The organism is Paenibacillus sp. BIC5C1 (genome assembly GCF_032399705.1).
In the GTDB taxonomy this organism is placed as follows: domain Bacteria; phylum Bacillota; class Bacilli; order Paenibacillales; family Paenibacillaceae; genus Paenibacillus; species Paenibacillus taichungensis_A.
The window spans coordinates 4,828,900-4,850,095 of sequence record NZ_CP135922.1; the positions used below are offsets into that span (position 1 = coordinate 4,828,900).

Below are 21,196 nucleotides of genomic sequence, written 5' to 3' on the forward strand. Positions count from 1 at the left end.
ACCGTTCATCACCTTGTTACTACATCTCCTTTGGGTACATCAAATAAAATATCGGTTCCTTGCTCCAGCCGGGTAATCGTCACCCCCTGTCCATAGATGAGTTTCACCCGCCGATGCACGTTGTACAACCCGATCTGGTTGGCAGGCATCCGGTCATGGTATACACGCTCAATAATGTCGGCTCCAATGCCTGCTCCCGTGTCACTGACCCCAATTCGCACAAAGTCAGGATACTCCTGTACCCGAATCCGTACGGTCCCGGGTCCTTTTACCTTGAGAATACCGTGAATAATGGCATTTTCCACAAGCGGCTGAATGACCAGGCTTGGAATATGCACAGCCACCTCATCAATATCATAGATGACGTTAAGCCTGCTCCCGAAGCGTGCCTTCTCGATTTCCACATAATTGCGGACCTGCTCCAGCTCTTTGTGAATATCGATAAGCTCATCCGACAGCTCCAGGTTATAACGCATATATCCAGACAGATTCACAATCAGCTCGCGCGCCCGATCCGGCTTGGTGCGAATCGATGAGGCAATCGCGTTCAGCGCATTAAATAGAAAATGAGGATGAATCGTGGTCTGCAATGCACGCAGCTCCGCTTTATTGGCGGCAGCCTTGATCTCCTCCACACGTGATACTTCCATCTGAGTGGAAATAATCTGGGACAAACCCACAGCCATCGTTTGCAACGGATACGTAATCTTGTATGCTTTACGGTAATAGATTTTCAGCGCACCCGTCACTTCCCCCCGCTCTTTGAGCGGAATAATGAGCAGGGAGTGGATATCCGGCGTTTTTTCGTCAATTACATCATTGCTGATTGTAATCTCTCCACTGGAGATCGTCTTCTTCGTCATCTCACTAATAATTTCATTACCGATGTGATATCGTTCTTCACCAAATCCCACATAAGCCAGTACATTTCGGGTATCCGTAATCGCAACCGCATCAGCCTGAATATCCTCCTGAATAATCCGGCAGATCGTACGCAGAGAGTCTTCATCAATGGAGCGGAAGTATGGCAAGGTTTTGTTCGCAATCTCCAGCGCCAGCTTGGCCTGACGAGCTGCAATCATTTCCTTTTCCCCTTCCACACTCTGTACCAGCAGCACGATTAGTCCAATGTTCACCTCACCCAATATCATCGGCAGCGCAATCTTCGAGACAATATCAGCACCCAGAGGATCGGGATAGGAATACAGCAGGATAAGCAGCATCGTAAGCGCCTCACAGATCATTCCGGCCGCAATACCGATCATCCAACGCTTCGACTTAGGTGTATACTTGTGTATATACCCGGAGACCAGACCTGCAAGGATACTTGTGATCAGGCACGGGATCGCCGTGACCCCATCCATATCGATTAGATACCGATGCACCCCGGAGACAATCCCCGTAATGATGCCCACAGGCGCTCCAAACAGAATGCCGCCAGACATGATCGCAATAATGCGCACATTCACCAGCGAGCCTTCCACATTAATACCGGTATACGTACCAAAGATGGCAAATGCACAGAATAACAACGTAACCGCAATGTACTCCTGCCATCTCAATTTTCCCTTTTGCAAAATCTGTCTAAACCGCGGTATCCTCGATAGAAAGAATAAAAATATAATCAGCAGTGCCGCCCGTTCAAACAGCCCCAGCAGCATCGTAAACATTTCCATCAATCTGACTTCCTCCAAATCCGTCAAAAATAAACGCCCCTCATCGCAGCATCGTTTTTACTCGCTTTGAACTCCATGCACGCTCGTATGCAACAGTTTACCGCTCCAATAGGAGGAAAGCAAAGTCAATCCTGTGAAAATAGCAGCATATGCACGTTCGTCAGGCCAGCTTACGGATAAATTATTCCAACAAATTTATAGCTTAAAAATATAATGTGGTATAATCAGGAAATTATTGTTGCGTTGTCTTATATCCATATTATTATCTAAATTCCAATTGCTCTGTTCATTTTCCTCACAGAAAGGTGTACTTACATGTTTACCCTCCTGATCCTTGGTTCATTTCTACTTTTTAGTCTCATATGGTTCACCCTATCCGAAATTTCCAAACGCTCCAAAGATTCCGAACGCTCATCAGGACGAATGCTCCACATCATTTTATGTGTTTCAACTCTGATCCTGATTGTACAGGACTACATATTCAAAGTAATACCGTATAACGGCAGCATTATTGCAACATTCATCGCAGTATTCATAATGACCACAATCCCCGACCCTCCTCCGCACATGAAAAAGAAATAAGAGCATATCCGGCAGTGTCACTCCAAATTCTAACGAACCTCAGCGACCTTATTTCATCCGCAAACAGCAATAAATAACGTATGCATGTCGGAATTGAGAAAATAGCGCCTCTCAGGTTCGTTACAATTTCTATCAGGCAGAAATGCTCCAAATAGCGTCACCTCAGTTCGTTAGCCACAGTTAATACGTCTATCCACGCTCTTCATCTCACTGTTATAACCTCAGCTTCACAACCATAAAAAACGCATAGCATAAATCAATTCAGGACCAAGGACACGCCTACATTTAAATCAAAAAGGCGATCCATAAGTCAACTTCCTGACTTATGGACCGCCCAGCCACTAAAATTACTTCATACACATTCGATGTAATTTGGTTTTTATAAAATAAAACTAAAATTTACACAGTAACGGAGAGTGCAGAACCAATCTGGAGAAGCGAAGCGTGCGCCTTTATCCCCGGATTTTACCCTTTGAAAAAGGTAATTCAAAAAAATCCGGGGATAACAGCGATCGGAAGATGGTACTGCAATCGGAGTGGCCACGTGTAACGCCATGTAGTTCATTTTATAACACCCAACATTCCATCGAATCCCTACCTAAACATGCCCCACAGCTTAATCAAATGAAACGTATTGTTCGGATCGATCTTCTGTGCAAGAACAAAAGCAACGAATTGTTCCTCCTGAGTCGTAGAAAAATTCTCGTTCATAATGACCGCTGACGACTTGACCAGCCTTCTCACCTTCGCCTTATCCTGCAAATCGGACTTGGTGACCCCATCTATCAACTTTTTGATACGCTCTTTGACAGCGGGATTTTTCATCTTTGTTTTGATCCGCTCCACCAGCTGCGGACTGATTCCATATTGTTGGTAACCCAAAACGTACAGCACCTCCTGAATAATGAACTCACTTCTTATTCATATGACAGGAGGGCCTGTACACTTGACATTTTCCCACGGAAAATGTGGAAAACCACACATCCACAGCTCCGATTAATCGATCAGATCACCCTGGAATACTTGCTGCTGCTGTAAAAAGTCACGTAAAGGAGCGTAGTCAACAGACGTCCAGAAGTTCGCATCCCCAATCAGGCTGGACACATCATCTCGCGCCTGCTCCAATACGGCAAAATCCGCAACCATGTCGGCAAGCCGGAACTCGGGTAGTCCACTTTGCTTGGTGCCAAAGAAATCCCCCGGTCCCCGCAGATCCAGATCCCGACGGGATACTTCGAACCCATCTTCGGTTTCCGTCATGACCTTCATGCGCTCCTGCCCAACCTCTGTCTTGGGATCAGCAATCAGCACACAATAAGAGGCATGAGCGCCCCGACCGACCCGACCACGAAGCTGATGCAGCTGCGACAGACCGAAGCGGTCCGCATCCATAATGACCATAAGCGTAGCGTTAGGTACATCGACACCAACCTCCACAACCGTTGTGGAGACCAGAAGCTGAATTTCGTTGCTGTAGAAGTCCCGCATCATCTCTTCCTTCTCACCAGCCGTCATCCGTCCATGCAGCAGACCTACACGGTACTTCGGAAAGTTCTGCTGCATCTGGATGTGCAGGTCAATGGCATTCTGTACATCCAGCTTCTCCGACTCTTCAATGAGCGGGCAGATCAGATAGGCCTGACGTCCTTGGTCCACTTCGCGCGATATAAAACCAAGAACCCTGTCCATCATGTCATGCTTGACCCAGTACGTTGAGATTGGAATCCGTCCCTTTGGACGTTCCGAGATGGTCGATACCTCAATATCACCAAAAGCGGTAATCGCTAGTGTTCGCGGAATCGGCGTCGCCGTCATCGTTAACACATCCGGGTTATAGCCTTTACGCCGCAAAATGCTGCGCTGGTTCACACCGAAGCGATGCTGTTCATCCGTAACGACAAGACCCAGATCGCGGAAAAATACATCCTCCTGTATCAAAGCGTGTGTACCCACAACGATATCGATCATGCCCATTTGCAAGGATGCAATCAGATCTTTGCGCTTCCGTCCATTCACACTGCCCGTTAACAGCCCCACAGTTACGCCAAAGGGTTCAAACAGCTTTTGCAGTGAGCGCATATGCTGTTCTGCCAGAATCTCCGTAGGGACCATCAGAGCCCCCTGAAAACCGGAACGCACGGTCGTATACAGCGCAATCGCCGCAATAACCGTTTTACCCGAGCCTACATCTCCCTGCAGCAGTCGATTCATCGAATACGGTGAACGCATATCATGCAGAATTTCAAGCTCTACCTTCTTCTGCGCGTCCGTCAGTTCAAATGGCAGACTACGGACAAACTCCCGAATCGTCGTATTATCCGTTGTGTGCACTACACCATCCATACGATCCCGGTTCAATGCACGATAGGCCTGCATCTTGAGTTGAAACAAAAATAGCTCCTCATACACCATCCGTTGTCTGGCCTGCTGGCCTTCCCGGTTATCCTGCGGACGGTGAATCCCGGCAATCGCCTGTTTGCGAGCCATGAATCCATATTTCTTCATGAGTGATTGAGGCAGAATTTCGGGGATCATTTCCCCGAATTGGACTAACCCCTGATTAATCGTTTTGCGCATCCAAGACTGCGTAAGCTTGCCGGTTACGGAATACACAGGCTGCAGCGTGCCTGATCGCCCTTCCCCTTTATCCGGGAATTCCGAATCCGTTACGGTCATCTGCATACGTTTCTGTTCCCATTTCCCCGTAATAACAATCTCCCGATTGGGCGTAAGCTGTTCCTTCAGAAAATGCCGATTGAACCAGGTGGCTGAAATCATCCATTCTTCCGTCATCACCTTACAGGTAAGGCGTGATTTTTTGCCATAACGCTGCAACACCGGGATACCCATCACTTTACCCTGTACCGTGATTTTATCCCCGTCCTTCACTTCACTGAGCGAACGCAGTCGATAATCCTCATAACGGAACGGATAATATTCAAGCAAGTCTTTTACAGTAGAGATGCCAAAGGCGTGAAGCTCTCCCTCTTTGAGAGCACTCACGCCGCTAATTTGTTTTACCGATATTTCTTCCCATTTCATGTCTAATCCCTCATTCCGGAACAGGCCACATAAAGATGGCAATTACGCCAGGCCCAACATGGCTGCCAATGACGGCCCCAATATTGGTATATACCACTTCATTCAGTGTAAAATGCCCGCGTAATTGCTCTGCACAAGCGATCGCTGATCCGGGGTCTGCGGTATGACCTACCGCCAGATTAACACGTTGACCCGCCAGATCCTGCTGAAACAGCTCAATAATGCGTGCCATGGCTTTTTTGTGACCTCTGACTTTCTCCACTGCGTAAATAACGCCTTCCTCATCAATGGACAAGATCGGTTTAATATTCAGCAGTGTTCCCAAGATGGCCGCAGCTTTGCCTATCCGACCGCCTTTCTGCAAATACTCTAATGTATCTACGAGAAAGAACAGCTTGCGGCTCTGCTGCATGGCTGCTACAGCCGCAGCGATCTCCGCAGCGGACTTGCCTTGTTCAGCAAGCTCGGCAGCCTGTACGACCAATAAACCATATCCATAGGATGCAGACTTCGAATCCAGTACCGTTATGTCTCCCTCACGTTCCAGCAACGATTTGCCAAGCAGTGCCGATTGATAGGTACCACTCATGCCGGAAGACAAATGAATCGATACAATGGGCCGCTCTGGGTCCTCATCCAACAATGTGTTGTAGATATTCATAAAATCGGTGGGAGAAGGCTGTGAGGTTGTAGGCAGCACGGATACCTTCTCCAATTTTGCATAGAACTGTTCCGAAGTCAGATCAACGCCATCTGCATAAGCTTCTTCCCCGAACAAAACACGCAGCGGAACAACATGAATTCCATATTTACGGATCAGTTCTTCCGGTATATCTGCCGTGCTATCGGTTACGATCGCAACCTTGTGGCTCATCAGATCCCCTCCTCTTTGCTTAAGTGCTATTAGTGCATGTTCAAAAAGTTAACTGGGAACTTTTTGAACAACCTCTATTAGGACTCTACAGAGAACAAATAATAATAAACCGGCTGTCCTCCAAGATGCACCTCTACCTCAGCATCAGGATATTGTTCTTCAAGCCATGCGACAAGTGCAGAGGTAATCTCTGGGGTAGCCTCGTCCCCTTCAAGTATGGTCACTACTTCATCTCCGCTCTCCATCATCTGTTGCAGAAGGCCTTCACATGCGTGCAGCATGCTCTCGTCCGTTGCCACGATCTTGGAATTATGGATACCGATATAGTGTCCAGCTTTGATATCAAGCTCGTCATATTGTGTATCTCTGACTGCATGAGTTACTTGACCGGACTGTACCCGGCTAATCGCCTCAAGCATATGGTCACGATTGGTTTCCGCAGACTCATCCTCCTGGAAAGCAAAAGCCGCTGCCATACCCTGAGGGATCGTCTTGCTCGGAATCACAATAATTCGACGTTCATCTTCAAGCAGCTCCCTAGCCTGCTCCGCAGCAAGTACAATATTGGAGTTGTTCGGCAAAATAAATACCTGTTCTGCCGCGATCGAACGCACCGCTTTCACAAAATCTTCAGTGCTCGGATTCATCGTCTGTCCACCAGAAAGAACTACATCCACGCCAAGACTCTGGAAAATCTCCGCAATCCCTTCACCAGAAGATACCGCGATGAATCCATACGGTGCCATCTCGTCTGCTGGGAGCACAGCTTTTTCCATGCTACGCGTCGCTTCAGGTGGAATCTCTGCGAACAGCTCAGGCGAAGGCGCAATGTCCATGCCTGCAGTCAGAAGATCACGATGCTGCTCACGCATATTGAGGATGTGAATTTGTGTGATTTCTCCATATCGGAGAGCCAGGTTTAATACATCCCCAGGTGTCTTGGAATGCACGTGAACCTTAATCACTTCATCGTCAGCGATTATAATGATGGAATCCCCGTTAACTGACAACGCTTTCCGGAATGCTTCGTCATCAAATACAACACCTGCGTTCTCTCCAAGCTCGCGGTTAATAAAGAACTCCATGTCATAAAGGAACTCAATATCTTCCGTTTCCAATCGTGCTTGGGCAGACATTGGCATCTCCGGCACGATTACCCGCTGTTCAGGCTTCGCAGAAACCACTTCTGACGGTGCAGCCGGTTTCAATGCAGATGCCGCTACGGTTGGTTGTACGTCTCTCTGGAAGGATGTACGACTTGCACCATCCGTCTGCAACAGAACGTCCATAAAGCCTTCGTAAATATATACAAGCCCCTGACCGCCCGAATCCACAACACCGACCTGTTTCAATACAGGCAGCAATTCCGGAGTCATTGCCAGTGCTTCTTTTGCTTTTAACAATACTTCATTCATTAATTCAGTTATATCATTCGTCCGTCTTGCGTAGTAGCTGGCATGTTTCGCCGCTTCCTTGGCTACGGTAAGAATGGTCCCTTCAACGGGTTTCACTACAGCTTTATAAGCTGCGTCCACACCGTTCTGCAGGGCTGCGGCGAACTGGAGCGTATTCAGTTCCTCGTAAGGAGCAGCTGAACGACTGAATCCGCGGAACAATTGCGATAATATTACTCCGGAATTCCCCCGTGCGCCCATAAGCAGGCCTTTTGATAAAATACCGGCAGCTTCTCCGATGGAGGCAGAACTCTTGCGTTTAATCTCTGCGACTCCTGCACTCATTGTCAAATTCATGTTCGTTCCCGTGTCGCCATCCGGCACAGGGAAAACATTCAGGGAATTGACGTGCTCTGCATGCTGTCCAAGTTGTTCCGCTCCGGCAAGTACCATTGCGGTGAAATCTGTTCCATTTAAAGAACGTATACTCAAGTGAGAATTCCCCTTCCTAGCTTGATACACGAACATCTTGCACCAAGATGTTATCTGGTCTGTTCATGCGCAAACGCTAATCGCGTTATTCTTCGTCCATACCTTGTCCGGCCCAGGCATATAATACAACATGTCAGCCGGATTAACGGTCTGGGCGGCCGGGCAACCGATATCCTGCAATTGCTCTGTAACCCCTAATTCGGGGCATACGGATATGCACCGGTATCAAGAGCCGGCATGAATGCCGCATGGAGACTGGTGCCAATGATGGAATGCCGCAGCTCACAGCGTTGCCAAAAAAGCAGACCACCGACCCTTTAAGGCCGGTTTTTTCTCCGGCTTCCCCGCGGCAACAGCCTGTTCACCGCTGTATTATGGACTATTCAACATTGTACTATATTAGACAGGAGAAATAAATAAAGTTTTTGGATCAGTTGACGAAGCTTTTTTCAATATGATATTATATTCAAGTATTGTTTTATGCAGGTTTAGTAATGGAAATGATCCGGCTATGCCGGCTTGAACAACGCCATTAGCTACTGGAACCTGACCATTGCGGTCAGGAAGAACAATTTAGCCCGTCTGGAATGGCATTCGTGTCTCCTTAGGGCAACTGGTTATTTTAGGATAGGAGGTGTAATCTATGTCTCGCAAATGTTATGTGACAGGTAAGAAACCGGGCACCGGTAACCACGTATCCCACGCTAACAACCGTAACCGTCGTTCTTGGGGCGTAAACGTTCAGAAGGTCCGCATTCTCGTGAACGGTAAACCAAAACGTGTATACGTAAGCACCCGTGCACTGAAAGCCGGTAAAGTGACTCGCGTATAATCACGCAAAGCTACTATAAATCGGGTAAGCAAAAAGCACCTTGTTCCTTGCAGGTGCTTTTTTGGTATTCAGAAATAACATCATGAATACACACATCAGCATGTGAATGGCCGCCGCATGGCGCTTCGCAGGTCCGAATTCCAGATGATCCTGTAGCCAAAGCGGCGGTATTCGCCAATGGAACCTTTTAATCATGTCAGTTCTTTTGAAACGTATTAAGAATCGCCTTTACAAACCCTCCCAAAAACTTCGGCAGTTTGAATGTGTAAAATTTCATACTTCACCCTCCCCATCATGCTCATGCATCCGCCGTATCCTATGCTCCAGGCCTTCCTTGCCTTAAACACGACAAAAAAGGCTACATGAGAAACCTGCTCATGTAACCATATTTATGCGGAACTCTCTGTCCCTATTCCACAATGACGAGCCTGTTATTCAGTCATTTAGGTTTGGGCAGGGATATATTGATAGACAGCGATCATGAATACACTCAATAAGTAATACAGTATGCTGAATATTACAAAAGTAACCCGAAGTCCTGTACGGTCAAATTTGCGGAAGTACATAATGACAACACCAACCCCGATCAATGACGTAATCGCATTGTAAGGGGATTGAATAACCGCAAACATAGCAAGCACCAGTCCCGTAACGAGACTCGCAGCCATTGTCCACAGCGTCTCCTTGAGGTTCATGCTCAGCCTCCGTAGCTACTGCGAATTTCGGCAATGGCGGCAGCGCGATCTTCACGTCCAAATACAGCACTTCCCGCAACGAGCACATCTGCTCCAGCTTCAACCACAAGCGGAGCCGTGTCAGCAGCGATACCGCCATCCACTTCAATATGCACGTCATGACGACCTTTTTCGTTCAGCCAGCTACGAATTTGCTTGATTTTGTTCATAGTACCAGAGATGAAGGCCTGTCCACCAAAACCGGGATTTACGGTCATGACAAGCACCATATCCACATCGTCCAGCACTTCTTGAATAGCACTCGCCGGAGTTCCCGGATTAAGGGCAACCCCTGCCTTAACTCCCTGTTCCTTGATCAAATGGATAACCCGGTGCAGATGCACACAAGCCTCTGCGTGAACTGTAATAACAGCTGCGCCAGCTTTCGCGAATTCCTCCACATAACGCTCTGGGTTCTCAATCATCAAATGAACATCAAGCGGCAAGCTTGTATGTGGAGCGATCGCTTTGACAATCGCAGGTCCAAGCGTAATATTAGGGACGAAATGACCGTCCATGACATCAACATGAATCCAGTCTCCGCCAGCAGCTTGGGCTTCCGCCACTTCCGCGCCGAGACGGGCAAAATCCGCAGATAAAATAGATGGGGCAATTTTAATCATATTAATACCTCCGCTTTTTGTCTTTCATTTCTGTAAGGAATTGTTCGTAATGCTGATAACGGCTTTCGGAGATCATTCCCTCCGCTTTGGCTGCAAGTACTCGGCAACCTGGTTCGTGCGTATGAGTACAGCCTCGGAACTTACACTGATCCGCATATTGAGCGAACTCCCGGAAACAAGTGGATAACTCCTCCACACCAATCTCCAGGAAGTCCAGTTGGCTGAATCCCGGCGTATCGGCGACAAAACCACCATTATCCAGCGGTATGAGTTCCACGTGCCTGGTGGTGTGTTTCCCTCGGCCAAGGCGCATGCTGATTGCACTGGTCTCCAGGGTTAGACCTGGCATCAAGGCATTCAGCATCGAAGATTTTCCTACACCGGATTGTCCGGAGAATACGCTAATCTTGCCGGCAAGGCGCTCCTTGAGCAGTTCATTACCTTCACCAGTTCGTGAACTGGTAGAGATCACTTCATATCCAATTTGCTCGTACAAAGCTTTTACTTCAGCCACTGTATCACGGGCATCGTTTTCTGGATCAGCCAGGTCCTGTTTCGTTAGCACAATCAATGCATCCAGTCCAGCTTGTTCGATATGTACCAGGAATTTATCCAGCAGATTGAGATTCATATCCGGTTCCTTAACGGAAAATAACAGAACAGCCAAACTAACATTGGCAACAGGTGGACGGATTAATTCCGTCTCACGTTTGCGAATCTCATCTACTGTTCCTTCCCCGTTCTCTGTCAGCATATAGCTGACTCGGTCACCCACAAGCGGTGACGTACCCCGTTTTCTGAAGATGCCTCTGGCCCGGCATTGAACGGCGGAGCCTTCAACCGAAGGCACCCCGCTGTCTTCTAGTGGCATGACATAATAGTAACCGCTTAGCGCTTTAACGATGATACCTTCTGGCATAGCTCCGTCGCCCTCCTTTAATTTACAGTACATTTACCCTGAACGTCGGCAATAAGCCGCCCTTACGGACGGCTTGATGCGTTAATGACTTCCTTTTTCTTATCTTTTCCCTTGGCGAGACCATGTCCGTTCTTCATCGCGGAAGTATCTGCCTCGTCGTGCTCCCCTTCACCCTCAACAGGTGTATCCGGTTCACCTTCCTGTTGTGTATCCACGGTGCCTTCATCACCACCACCGCCTTGTTCAGGCTCCTCTGTTGTTGGAGGCGGCTCTGCACCCTTCTCAGGCTCAATGGTAGGTACAACTACCGTTCCGTTTTTGGCATCAGTGTAGGACACCAGATACGTATCCAGGAATTGTCCATCCCGGTAGACAGAGACAACACCATCGACGTTTGGAGCCAGAATAAGCGGAATTGTCAGCGTTTGGACAGACTTGATTGTCCGGGTTCCCCATTCCTGACTTTTGCCACGAGCATCTTCGAACGTAATTCGAATTTTGCTGCTCTTTCCTACTTCTTTTGGCGAAACGTTAATGTTATAGGCGTAGTTCAATGCCTCCGGCGGATATCCGGTACTAATGAAAATGGTGATTTTATCACCAGGATTTACCTCTGCACCAGCTTCCACAGGCCATTGCTGTGTCACTTTGCCTTCATCTACGGTGTAACTCGACTCTTCCTGAACCTGAGCAAGGATTAACCCGGCGGATTTGAGCATACTCTCTGCCTCACTTCGAGTACGGTTTTTCAAGTCAGGCATTTTTATCGTTTCGGACCCTTTGCTCACAGTCAGAACAATCTGAACCTCTGCCGGATCGTATTCTTCATTCACTCCAGGAGTTTGGGATAGAACCGTACCCGCAGATTTATCATTTGAATATTCATCTTTTCGCTGGATCTGATCCTCTTTGATGCCCAGTCCGGTGAGTTGTTTGACCGCCTCATCATAAGATTTGTCTTTGAGATCAGGCATCTTCAACAACTCTTTTTCCGCCCCAACACTCAGCTGGACCTCAGAGCCTTCTTTGACCACATCGCCTTCATTTCGGGTCTGGTCAAATACTATACCTGGTTCCACATTCTCCTTGTACTCCCGGATGACATTATCACTGACCACAAGCCCTTTATCCTGCAACATTTGACGAGCCTTTTCCTCGGTTTGGCCAATGACATTTGGTACAGTCACATCAGGCACAACAAGCATGCCTTTCACGTACCATACAACTCCAACCATCGCGATAAGAATAAGCACTGTCAAAGAGATCAGCAGCGCTGGCTTCTTCCAGTTCTTTGTTTTGGGTTTGCCCTTGTTGTTATCTTCGTCAGACTCCATCACGGGTATAGAACCTGTGGATGTAACTCCACGCGGCTCTGGCTTGATTGCCGGCATAACACGTGTCTGATCAATATCATCCTCATCCGGAAAATCAATCTTCGTTTCATTACGTCTTTCCGGCATCAGGCAGGTTTCCAGATCCGTCTGCATTTCTTTAGCGGATTGGTAACGCTCCTGCGGATTTTTGCGCATGGATTTCAGAATAACGTTCTCCACGCTTTGCGGGATAAGTGGATTGAATTTGCGAGGTTCATCAAACTCTTCCTGCAAATGCTTCAAAGCAACGCTAATTGGACTCTCTCCCAGGAACGGAAGCTGCCCAGTCAGCATTTGATAAAGTACGATACCGAGAGAATATAAGTCCGACTTCTCGCCAGTTACGATGCCTTTGGCATGTTCAGGTGAGAAGTAATGTACGGAACCGACCACTGAGCCGGTCTGTGTAATCGTTGTGGACGTAACCGCACGGGCGATCCCGAAATCCGTTACTTTCACACGGCCATTTCGACCAATCAATATATTATGGGGTTTGATATCCCGATGAATGATCTGATTATGATGTGCATGATCAAGAGCATCTGCAATCTGGGAGGCGATCCGAACCGCTTCGTCCACCTGCAGAGGCGCCCGCTCTTTAATAATTTCATTCAGGTTTTTGCCTTCAACATACTCCATGACAATATAATGAACGTCATCTTCCTGCCCCACATCGTAGATACTGACCACGTTAGGATGGGACAGGGATGCTGCAGACTGTGCTTCCCTGCGAAAACGGCGAATAAACTCTTCGTCATGCACAAATTGCTGCCGTAACACTTTGATGGCAACGTTCCGGTTGAGCAACAGGTCCTGGGCTTTGTACACAAGAGCCATGCCGCCACCGCCGACACGCTCGATCACTTCATAGCGTCCGCCTAGCTGGTGCCCAATCATGACTCACACCCCGTTTCCGATGTCACGGAACCTTCCTTTTGCAGTTCGAATAATGCCACCGTGATATTGTCATCTCCTCCAGCTAGTAAAGCCAGCTGAAGCAAGCGATCCGCTCGATCTTCCAATGCCAGTTCCAGATTACCAGCGACCTGAATGATCTGCTCATTGCTGACCAGATTACTAAGCCCGTCACTGCACAGGAGAAGCACTTCGCCTTCTTCCAATTTGACGGTATCCAGATCCACCTTCACTTCAGCATCTGTCCCAAGTGCTCGAGTCAGCACATTGCGACGTGGATGATGAGAGACATCTTCTTTGCTGATCTGACCATTTTTGAACAATTCATTGACCAGTGTATGGTCCTCGGTCAACTGGATCACATGTTTATTTGCAATTTTGTATGCTCTGCTGTCACCGATGTGACCAATAACGCCTTCCGTATCATTCAATAATGCCGCAACCACGGTAGTCCCCATGTTATGGTAATTATCATCCGAAGATGCAGTACGGAAGATCACTTCGTTGGCATGCAAAATAGCATCGCTCAATGCGGCCGACAAAGACGCATGTGAAAGACCTGGCTCAAGCGTTCCCAGATCCTGCACCAACGTCTCTACCGCCAGGCGGCTCGCTGTATCTCCTGCAAGATGTCCACCCATACCATCGGCAACAATACCCAGAATATAACCTGTATCGAGATTTCGAATCCAGGCTGAATCTTCATTCACCGAACGCACCCGTCCGATATGGCTCACATGAACTGTTTTGATCAAAACGTTCTCACCTCAACTCCATATGCTTTGCACGAAGCTGACCGCAAGCGGCAGCAATATCATGTCCCTGTTCACGACGAATGGTTACATTAACACCCTGCTCCGAGAGAATCTTCTGAAAATTGAAAATGTCGCTTCTGGATGTTCTTACGTACTTGCGCTCAGGTACATGGTTGACCGGAATCAGGTTCACATGGCACAGCATGTTTTTAAGCACGCTTGCCAGTTCTGCCGCATGTTCCGGCTGATCATTCACACCACCGATAAGTGCATACTCAAACGTAATTCTGCGGCCCGTTTTCGCCAAGTAATAACGCAATGACTCCATTACATCATCAAAAGGAAAACGGCGGTTTACTGGCATCAATTTGGAACGCAATGCATCATTTGGAGCATGGATGGAGATCGCCAGGTTAATCTGTGTATCTTCATCTGCAAACTTGTAAATGTTTGGTACGATTCCACTTGTGGATACCGTAATATGGCGCTGACCGATATTCAGTCCTTTTTCGTGGATCATAATACGCAGGAATGTCATTGTTGCTTCATAGTTCTCAAAAGGCTCACCTGAACCCATGATTACGATGCTGCTGACCCGCTCACCACGTTCATCCAGAATTTTCTGGGCTTGCACAACCTGAGCCACAATTTCGCCAGCTGTAAGGTTACGTTTCAGTCCGCCCAGCGTGGATGCACAGAACGTGCAGCCAATTCGGCATCCGACCTGTGTTGTTACACAGATGCTGTTACCGTAGTTGTGCTTCATGATAACTGTTTCGATCGCATGATCATCATGCAGACCGAACAGGAATTTCACCGTTCCATCCTTGGATTCAAATTTCGTAATTTCAGTAAGTGTAACGAATTCGAATTGTTCAGTCAGCTTTTCACGCAGCGCTTTCGACAGGTTCGTCATTTCACTGAAATCATTCACACGTTTCACATAAATCCAGTCGAAGATCTGACCACCGCGAAAAGCCGGCTCCCCGTTCTCAACAGCCCACTGTTGCAGCTCCTCCAGGGAATAATCATATATAAAAGGTTTCATTTTGTTGTCAACACCTATTCCTTCTTTTCTTTTCATTCTTCCTATTCTATCACAAAGACCACTTTACATCCATGTATACCCTTGATGCCTTTACTTCATGCATTATAACACCTCAGTGCCTGCATCGCACCCTATCATCACATTTTACTGATGTAGAACACCTTGAGGCTAATCACAAAGAAATCCGCCGAAGTTCCCCTCGGCGGCTATCCTTCAGTGCTCTATTAAACTGTTAATCCGCTATCCTTGTCAACCTGGCAATGAAGAAGCCATCGCTGTGAGCATACTGTGGCAGGATCTGCACACCGCCGTTCACAACCTTCCAATCGGCTGTTTCCATACCAGACCAGGCAGAGTCTTCAGCTGCCTTGTATTCCGGATGCCGGGCCAAAAAGTCAGAGATCCTATGCTCGTTCTCCGCAGGCTCGATTGTACACGTACTATACACCAGAATACCCCCCGGCTTTAATAACGGTGCAACCCGATCCAGCAGTTCACGTTGCAGATTGGAGATATCTTGAATATCTTCCGCAGTTTTGGTCCATTTGACATCCGGCTTGCGGCGAATAACACCTAGACCGGAACATGGCGCATCCAGCAAAATACGGTCAAATGATGCCTCAGGATAACGCTCATCCAGATCAAGCGCATCACCTGTCACAGCATCAATGCAGCTAAGTCCCAGACGATCTGCCTGATCCATGATCAACTGACGTTTGTGAGCATGTACATCATTGGACACAATCCGTCCACGATCCTGCATTTTCTCCGCCATATGGGCTGTCTTTCCGCCGGGTGCTGCACAGCAGTCCATTACGGTTTGTCCTTCTTCAGGCCCAACTGCCTCGGCTACAAGCATGGAACTTTCATCTTGAACGGACAGCAAGCCATCCCGATACCAGGACGTAAGTGCCATGTTGCCACCACTACGAACGAGAATACCGTCTGGACTAAGCCGGGAAGGTTCCACGATCGCCCCCGTGCTCTCCATCTCCAGCATTAGTTTCTCACGAGTAGTCATTGTCGTGTTCACACGAACACTAACCGCAGGCGGTTCATTATTTGCACGACAGATCGCTTCCGCTGTCTCTTCACCATATTGGCTGATCCAGCGTTCAACCATCCACAGCGGGTGAGAATGCTCCAGTGAGATACGTTCAGCTGCAGGCAGATGATCGGGAATACGCAGTTCATCACGATTGCGAATCATGTTCCGCAGAACGCCATTCACCATACCCGAGATGCCCTGATGACCCAATTTCTTAGCCAAATTGACGGCTTCACTCACCACTGCGTGTTCCGGAATACGGTCCAGATATAACATCTGGTACACGCTGATGCGAAGCAGGCTACGAACCCACGGTTGCAGCTTGGACACACCTTTGGCTACATAGCGTTCCAGAAAATAATCAAGGGTATTCAATCTTGCGATCGTACCATAGACCAACTCCGTAGCCAGTCCGGCATCTGCCGGACTTAGTTCGGCCTCTTTCAGACGCCGGTTCAGCTCAAGGTTGCTGTACGCTCCTTCTTGCTCAACGGCGCTGAGTACCTTTACAGCGAGTGCACGAGCAGATGTTTTGGGTCGCTCCGAGCGTGATTTACCACTGGCAGAAGATGAGGATGCAGATGAATGTCCTGCACGACCCGATTTTCCCGAATTCGGACGACGTTGGTTTCCTCCGCGCCCGGGCGCATTTTCTGCGACTTTATGACCATTTCCTGACGGACGGCCTGATGTATTTCCGCTCATCTCAGCACCGTTCCTGGTTTCAGGGTACCACCACGGGCAAAGTCAGCAGCTTGCATTACTTTTTTGCCTGCAGGCTGAACCTCAGTAAGCCAGAGAGAACCGTCGCCTGTGCGAACTTCAATGCCGTTTTTGCCCAATTGTAACACCGTTCCCGGCTCAGCTTGTCCAGCATCCGATGATGAGAGTACATCTGCCTGCTTCGGATTTGCTGCTGCCCAAACCTTGAATACCTGTTCATCCCACATCGTAAATGCACCCGAGAACGGCACAAGACCACGAATCTGGTTGAACAATTCACGCGACGTGCGATTCCAGTCCATCTTCTCGTCATCCCGAGTTAGATTGCGAGCATACGAAGCATCGGCTTCATCCTGTGCATTAGCCGTTGTTTCGCCTGCAATCAGCCGCGGCATTTCTTCTTGAAGCAATTTGGAGCCCGCTTCGCTGAGCTTTACAAACATGGACCCTGATGTATCTTCATCCGTAATCTCCACTTCCACACGTGAGATCATATCTCCCGTATCCAAGCCTTCGGCCATAAACATCAGTGTAACTCCCGTCACCGGCTCTCCATTAATAATGGAACGTTGAATCGGGGCGCCACCGCGATATTTTGGCAAAAGAGAGCCATGCACGTTCACACAACCACGAACGGGCATATCCAGCACAGCTTTGGGCAGAATCTGCCCAAAAGCCGCAGTCACAATCAGATCCGGTTTCCATTCAGCCAATCGGGCTACAGCTTCTGGAGCACGCAGTTTCACTGGTTGAAATACAGGCAGGCCGTGGCGTTCTGCCGCAGCCTTGACTGGTGTTGGTGTAAGCACCTTTTTACGCCCCTGTGGTTTATCTGGCTGTGTTACTACCCCAACCACGTTATATCCCTCGGCTATAAGCATATCGAGAGACGGAACTGCAAATTCAGGCGTTCCCATAAAAACAATATTCAAATCGATCACTCCTTAGTTACGACGCGGCCCGGTTTGATCGGCTGCAATTTCGTATACCTTTTCAGCAATATCCGTAAAGAGCACGCCATCCAAATGGTCAATCTCATGTTGGAATGCGCGTGACAACAATCCGCTTCCCGTAATAGTCAGTTCCTTGCCTTCGCGGTCCAGCCCTTTGACTGTAACCGTCTCAAAACGACGCACATCACCGTTAATGCCAGGAATACTCAAGCATCCTTCAGGTCCAAATTGCTCTCCCTCGCTCGAAATAATCTCCGGATTAATCATCTTGATCAAGCCCTGCTCATCTCCGCAATCGATCACAATCAGACGTTTCAAAATACCAACCTGTGGTGCAGCCAGACCTACGCCTTCTGCGTCATACATCGTATCTGCCATATCATCCAGCAGTTTCTGTACATTAGGTGTAACTTTAGTTACTTCTTTAGCTCTTTTGTGTAGTACCTCATCTGGTTCTTTCACGATAATACGAATCGACATGTTGTAAGCACCTTCCTAATCCTCATCATAATTTCAGGACATCAGGCTCATTTCAAAAATAAGTACTGATTTTCTGCTATGTAGCAGGTATCAAAAACTGATTTTAAGATCGAGCCATCATTCATGCTGTTTTTAATCTATGTTTATACCGCTTGTTTACATCCGCATTTTACTACAAATGCTCACATTAACATTTGCGGGTCTACATCCAGACTAATTTGCAGTTTTTGCGCCTGAACATCGTCGTCCATGCGCCGGGCCGTCGCGAGCGCCAGTCCAATGGCGTCGACATCCCCCCGCCATTTTATCATACATTGGAATCTGTATCTATTCTTGATCCGAGGAATCGGTGATGCTACCGGGCCAAGCACATCAAAAGCATTATTACTGAAACGGTCCAAACTGCCTAACCAGCCAGCAGCATTTGCCTTTTCTTTCAGTATTCGTGTGTAGTTCTCAGCCAGCCGGATCAGTACCGGAAGCTGCTCATGTGAGAAGGTCACCAAAATCAGGCGACAGTATGGCGGATACTGCAAATTGCGCCGATGCAATAACTCCTCACGGACAAACGAAACATAGTCATGCTGGCTCGCATGCCCAATCGAATAGTGCTCTGGTGTATAGGACTGGACAAATACCTCGCCCGGCAGTTGATGTCGACCTGCACGGCCCGCCACCTGGGTGAGCAGCTGAAATGTTTTTTCGGCAGCCCGGAAATCCGGCAAATTGAGTGCCGAGTCTGCTGTGATGACTCCGACCAGGGTGACATCAGGAAAATCAAGCCCTTTGGCAACCATCTGGGTACCCAGCAATACGTCTGCCTTTTTCTCACGAAACTGCTTCAATAACTTCTCATGCGAACCTTTTTCACTCGTTGTATCCACGTCCATCCGAATGACGCGAATACCCGGGAACAGTTTCGCCAATTCTTCCTCTACCCGCTGTGTACCTGTACCAAAATATCGAATATGCTCGCTGCCACAATCCGGGCACACTTCTGGTGCTGCTTCCGCATATCCACAATAGTGACAACGAAGATTGTTTGAGCGCTGATGATAGGTTAATGAAATATCACACTCGGGACAGCCTGCAACGTATCCACAACTGCGACACATTACAAAGGTGGAATAGCCACGTCGATTCAGCAAAAGCACGGTCTGTTCCCCACGCTCCAACCGCTCTTCCAATCCTTTGTGCAAGGCGCGGCTGAACATCGAGCGATTTCCATCCTTCAGCTCTTCGCGCATATCAACAATCCGTACCTCTGGCAGCTTATTACCAAGTGCGCGGGTAGGCATCTCCAACAACAGTGGTGCAAAATCATCATTGCTCTGCGAACGGGCAGCATAGTAACTTTCCAGCGAAGGTGTCGCTGAACCCAGGACTACGACCGCCTGGTGCTGCTGTGCTCTTTTTACCGCTACATCACGGGCATGATACTTCGGAGTTTCTTCCTGTTTATATGAAGTCTCGTGCTCCTCGTCCATAATGATCAAACCAAGACGACTGAACGGAGCAAAGACTGCTGAACGGGCGCCAATGGCAACCTTCACCTGACCTTCCCGAATTTTGCGCCACTCATCATAACGCTCCCCACCGGACAACCGACTATGCATCACAGCAACCTGGTCACCAAAACGTCCTTTAAAACGCTCTACCATCTGTGGTGTCAGTGCAATCTCAGGTACAAGTACAATTGCCTGTCGATCCTGTTCAATACAGCGCTGAATGGTCTGGAGGTATACTTCCGTCTTGCCGCTACCTGTTACACCATGAAGCAAAAAGACGCCATGGCGCCTTTCCTGTAATCGACCATTAATATTGTTATAGACAAGCTGCTGCTCGTCGGTCAGATTCAGTGGCTCGGTCGCACGAAACTTCCGGCCCTGATAAGGGTCACGGAAGACTTCGACGTCCTCCGTCACAACCAACCCTTTCTCCTCCAGTCCTTTGACTGTAGCCGCTGATACCTGAAGTGTGGACAACAATTCTTTCATCGCCATCGGCAACAGTTCTTTCATTTCCAGCAAGAAGGCCAAAACTTCCTTCTGCCGTTGCGCCTTTGCCGGGAATGAAGTCAATGCCTCTTCCGCAGCTGCTGCATCCACAGCTAGATTAATGGATTTCATCGTTTTTTTATTCAGCTTGTCCTTAATCGCCTGACTTTCCAGCAGGACACCACTGAGCAACAACTTCTTGATCAGCGCAGCATGATTGGGGTATTTACGACTCAATTGTTGCAGGGGAACCTGCCCACGACTCTTCACAAAACGAATAATATCTTGCTGCACTTTTTCTGAAGTCGATTCTTCTCCCCACACAAAAAGAACTTCTTCACCTGACGCAGAACCTGCCATTTGTCCGTCCAGGGCATCTCCAAGTGAGATATACCGTTCTGCTTTCCCTTTCAGCGCAGTCGGTACCATCACCTGCAAAGACAAAATCCGATTGCTGGCATAACGTTCACTCATCCATTCGGCTAATTCAACCAAATCTTCTGACAACGGTGGAACGATATCCAGCAATTCCTGAATCGGTTTGAGTTTGAAAGTCTCCGTACCCGTGCGAGGCACCAGATCAATTACGAAACCCTGCACCGTCCGATGACCAAAAGGTACACCTACCCTGCTGCCAATCTCAATCCATTCACGCATGGATTCCGGCACCAGATAATCAAACGGCCGGTCCGTTTCCTTCACAGGAACATCGACAATAACCTTGGCGATTTCCATA

Annotated in this window: 17 protein-coding genes; 1 reads left to right on the top strand and 16 read right to left on the bottom strand. The window is 48.3% G+C overall.

Annotated features, from left to right (window positions below; genetic code table 11):
* Positions 1–8: 8 nt before the first annotated feature.
* From RS891_RS21505 to RS891_RS21525, 5 genes are all read right to left on the bottom strand, one after another.
* Positions 9–1,661, bottom strand: coding sequence for a LytS/YhcK type 5TM receptor domain-containing protein (locus RS891_RS21505; protein ID WP_315796386.1), 1,653 nt, complete (start codon positions 1,659–1,661; stop codon positions 9–11).
* Between the two features lie 1,191 nt (positions 1,662–2,852).
* Positions 2,853–3,140 (bottom strand): stage VI sporulation protein F, encoded by a 288-nt coding sequence (locus RS891_RS21510; RefSeq protein ID WP_113053946.1) that lies wholly within the window; start codon positions 3,138–3,140, stop codon positions 2,853–2,855.
* Between the two features lie 114 nt (positions 3,141–3,254).
* Positions 3,255–5,300 (bottom strand): ATP-dependent DNA helicase RecG, encoded by a 2,046-nt coding sequence (recG, locus tag RS891_RS21515; protein ID WP_315793130.1) that lies wholly within the window; start codon positions 5,298–5,300, stop codon positions 3,255–3,257.
* A gap of 10 nt (positions 5,301–5,310) precedes the next feature.
* Positions 5,311–6,174 carry a DegV family protein gene (locus RS891_RS21520; RefSeq protein WP_315793131.1) on the bottom strand — a complete coding sequence of 288 codons (864 nt, stop codon included), beginning with the start codon at positions 6,172–6,174 and terminating at the stop codon, positions 5,311–5,313.
* 77 nt (positions 6,175–6,251) lie between these two features.
* Complete coding sequence (locus RS891_RS21525; RefSeq protein WP_315793132.1) at positions 6,252–8,060, bottom strand: DAK2 domain-containing protein; 1,809 nt, start codon at positions 8,058–8,060, stop codon at positions 6,252–6,254.
* A gap of 643 nt (positions 8,061–8,703) precedes the next feature.
* Between RS891_RS21525 and rpmB the strand changes: the two genes are divergently transcribed.
* Positions 8,704–8,892, top strand: a complete 189-nt coding sequence (rpmB, locus tag RS891_RS21530) for a 50S ribosomal protein L28 (protein WP_024631107.1) — start codon at positions 8,704–8,706, stop codon at positions 8,890–8,892.
* Positions 8,893–9,088: 196 nt separating this feature from the next.
* On the opposite strand, the gene spoVM is transcribed toward rpmB, so the two are convergent.
* The 11 genes from spoVM to priA all read right to left on the bottom strand — a co-directional run bounded on the left by spoVM (position 9,089) and on the right by priA (position 21,195).
* Complete coding sequence (spoVM, locus tag RS891_RS21535) at positions 9,089–9,169, bottom strand: stage V sporulation protein SpoVM (protein ID WP_019424875.1); 81 nt, start codon at positions 9,167–9,169, stop codon at positions 9,089–9,091.
* 166 nt (positions 9,170–9,335) lie between these two features.
* Positions 9,336–9,587 carry a hypothetical protein gene (locus RS891_RS21540; RefSeq protein ID WP_315793133.1) on the bottom strand — a complete coding sequence of 84 codons (252 nt, stop codon included), beginning with the start codon at positions 9,585–9,587 and terminating at the stop codon, positions 9,336–9,338.
* A gap of 2 nt (positions 9,588–9,589) precedes the next feature.
* Positions 9,590–10,249 carry a ribulose-phosphate 3-epimerase gene (rpe, locus tag RS891_RS21545; RefSeq protein WP_053784310.1) on the bottom strand — a complete coding sequence of 220 codons (660 nt, stop codon included), beginning with the start codon at positions 10,247–10,249 and terminating at the stop codon, positions 9,590–9,592.
* Position 10,250: 1 nt separating this feature from the next.
* Positions 10,251–11,168 (bottom strand): ribosome small subunit-dependent GTPase A, encoded by a 918-nt coding sequence (rsgA, locus tag RS891_RS21550; RefSeq protein ID WP_090901032.1) that lies wholly within the window; start codon positions 11,166–11,168, stop codon positions 10,251–10,253.
* A 62-nt stretch (positions 11,169–11,230) separates the two neighbouring features.
* On the bottom strand, positions 11,231–13,438 hold the full coding sequence (pknB, locus tag RS891_RS21555) for a Stk1 family PASTA domain-containing Ser/Thr kinase (RefSeq protein ID WP_315793134.1): 2,208 nt from the start codon (positions 13,436–13,438) through the stop codon (positions 11,231–11,233).
* Entirely contained in the window at positions 13,435–14,211 is a 777-nt protein-coding gene (locus RS891_RS21560) for a Stp1/IreP family PP2C-type Ser/Thr phosphatase (protein ID WP_090901037.1), read from the bottom strand. Before RS891_RS21560 ends, pknB begins: the two co-directional genes overlap by 4 nt.
* A gap of 7 nt (positions 14,212–14,218) precedes the next feature.
* Entirely contained in the window at positions 14,219–15,259 is a 1,041-nt protein-coding gene (gene rlmN, locus RS891_RS21565; RefSeq protein WP_090901040.1) for a dual-specificity RNA methyltransferase RlmN, read from the bottom strand.
* Positions 15,260–15,491: 232 nt separating this feature from the next.
* Positions 15,492–17,012 carry a 16S rRNA (cytosine(967)-C(5))-methyltransferase RsmB gene (gene rsmB / locus RS891_RS21570; protein WP_315793137.1) on the bottom strand — a complete coding sequence of 507 codons (1,521 nt, stop codon included), beginning with the start codon at positions 17,010–17,012 and terminating at the stop codon, positions 15,492–15,494.
* Positions 17,009–17,962: a methionyl-tRNA formyltransferase gene (fmt, locus tag RS891_RS21575; RefSeq protein WP_113053937.1), complete on the bottom strand. Its 954-nt coding sequence runs from the start codon at positions 17,960–17,962 to the stop codon at positions 17,009–17,011. Before fmt ends, rsmB begins: the two co-directional genes overlap by 4 nt.
* A 12-nt stretch (positions 17,963–17,974) precedes the next feature.
* Positions 17,975–18,463, bottom strand: coding sequence for a peptide deformylase (def, locus tag RS891_RS21580; protein ID WP_113053936.1), 489 nt, complete (start codon positions 18,461–18,463; stop codon positions 17,975–17,977).
* 182 nt (positions 18,464–18,645) lie between these two features.
* Complete coding sequence (gene priA, locus RS891_RS21585; RefSeq protein ID WP_113053935.1) at positions 18,646–21,195, bottom strand: primosomal protein N'; 2,550 nt, start codon at positions 21,193–21,195, stop codon at positions 18,646–18,648.
* Between the last annotated feature and the right edge of the window lies 1 nt (position 21,196).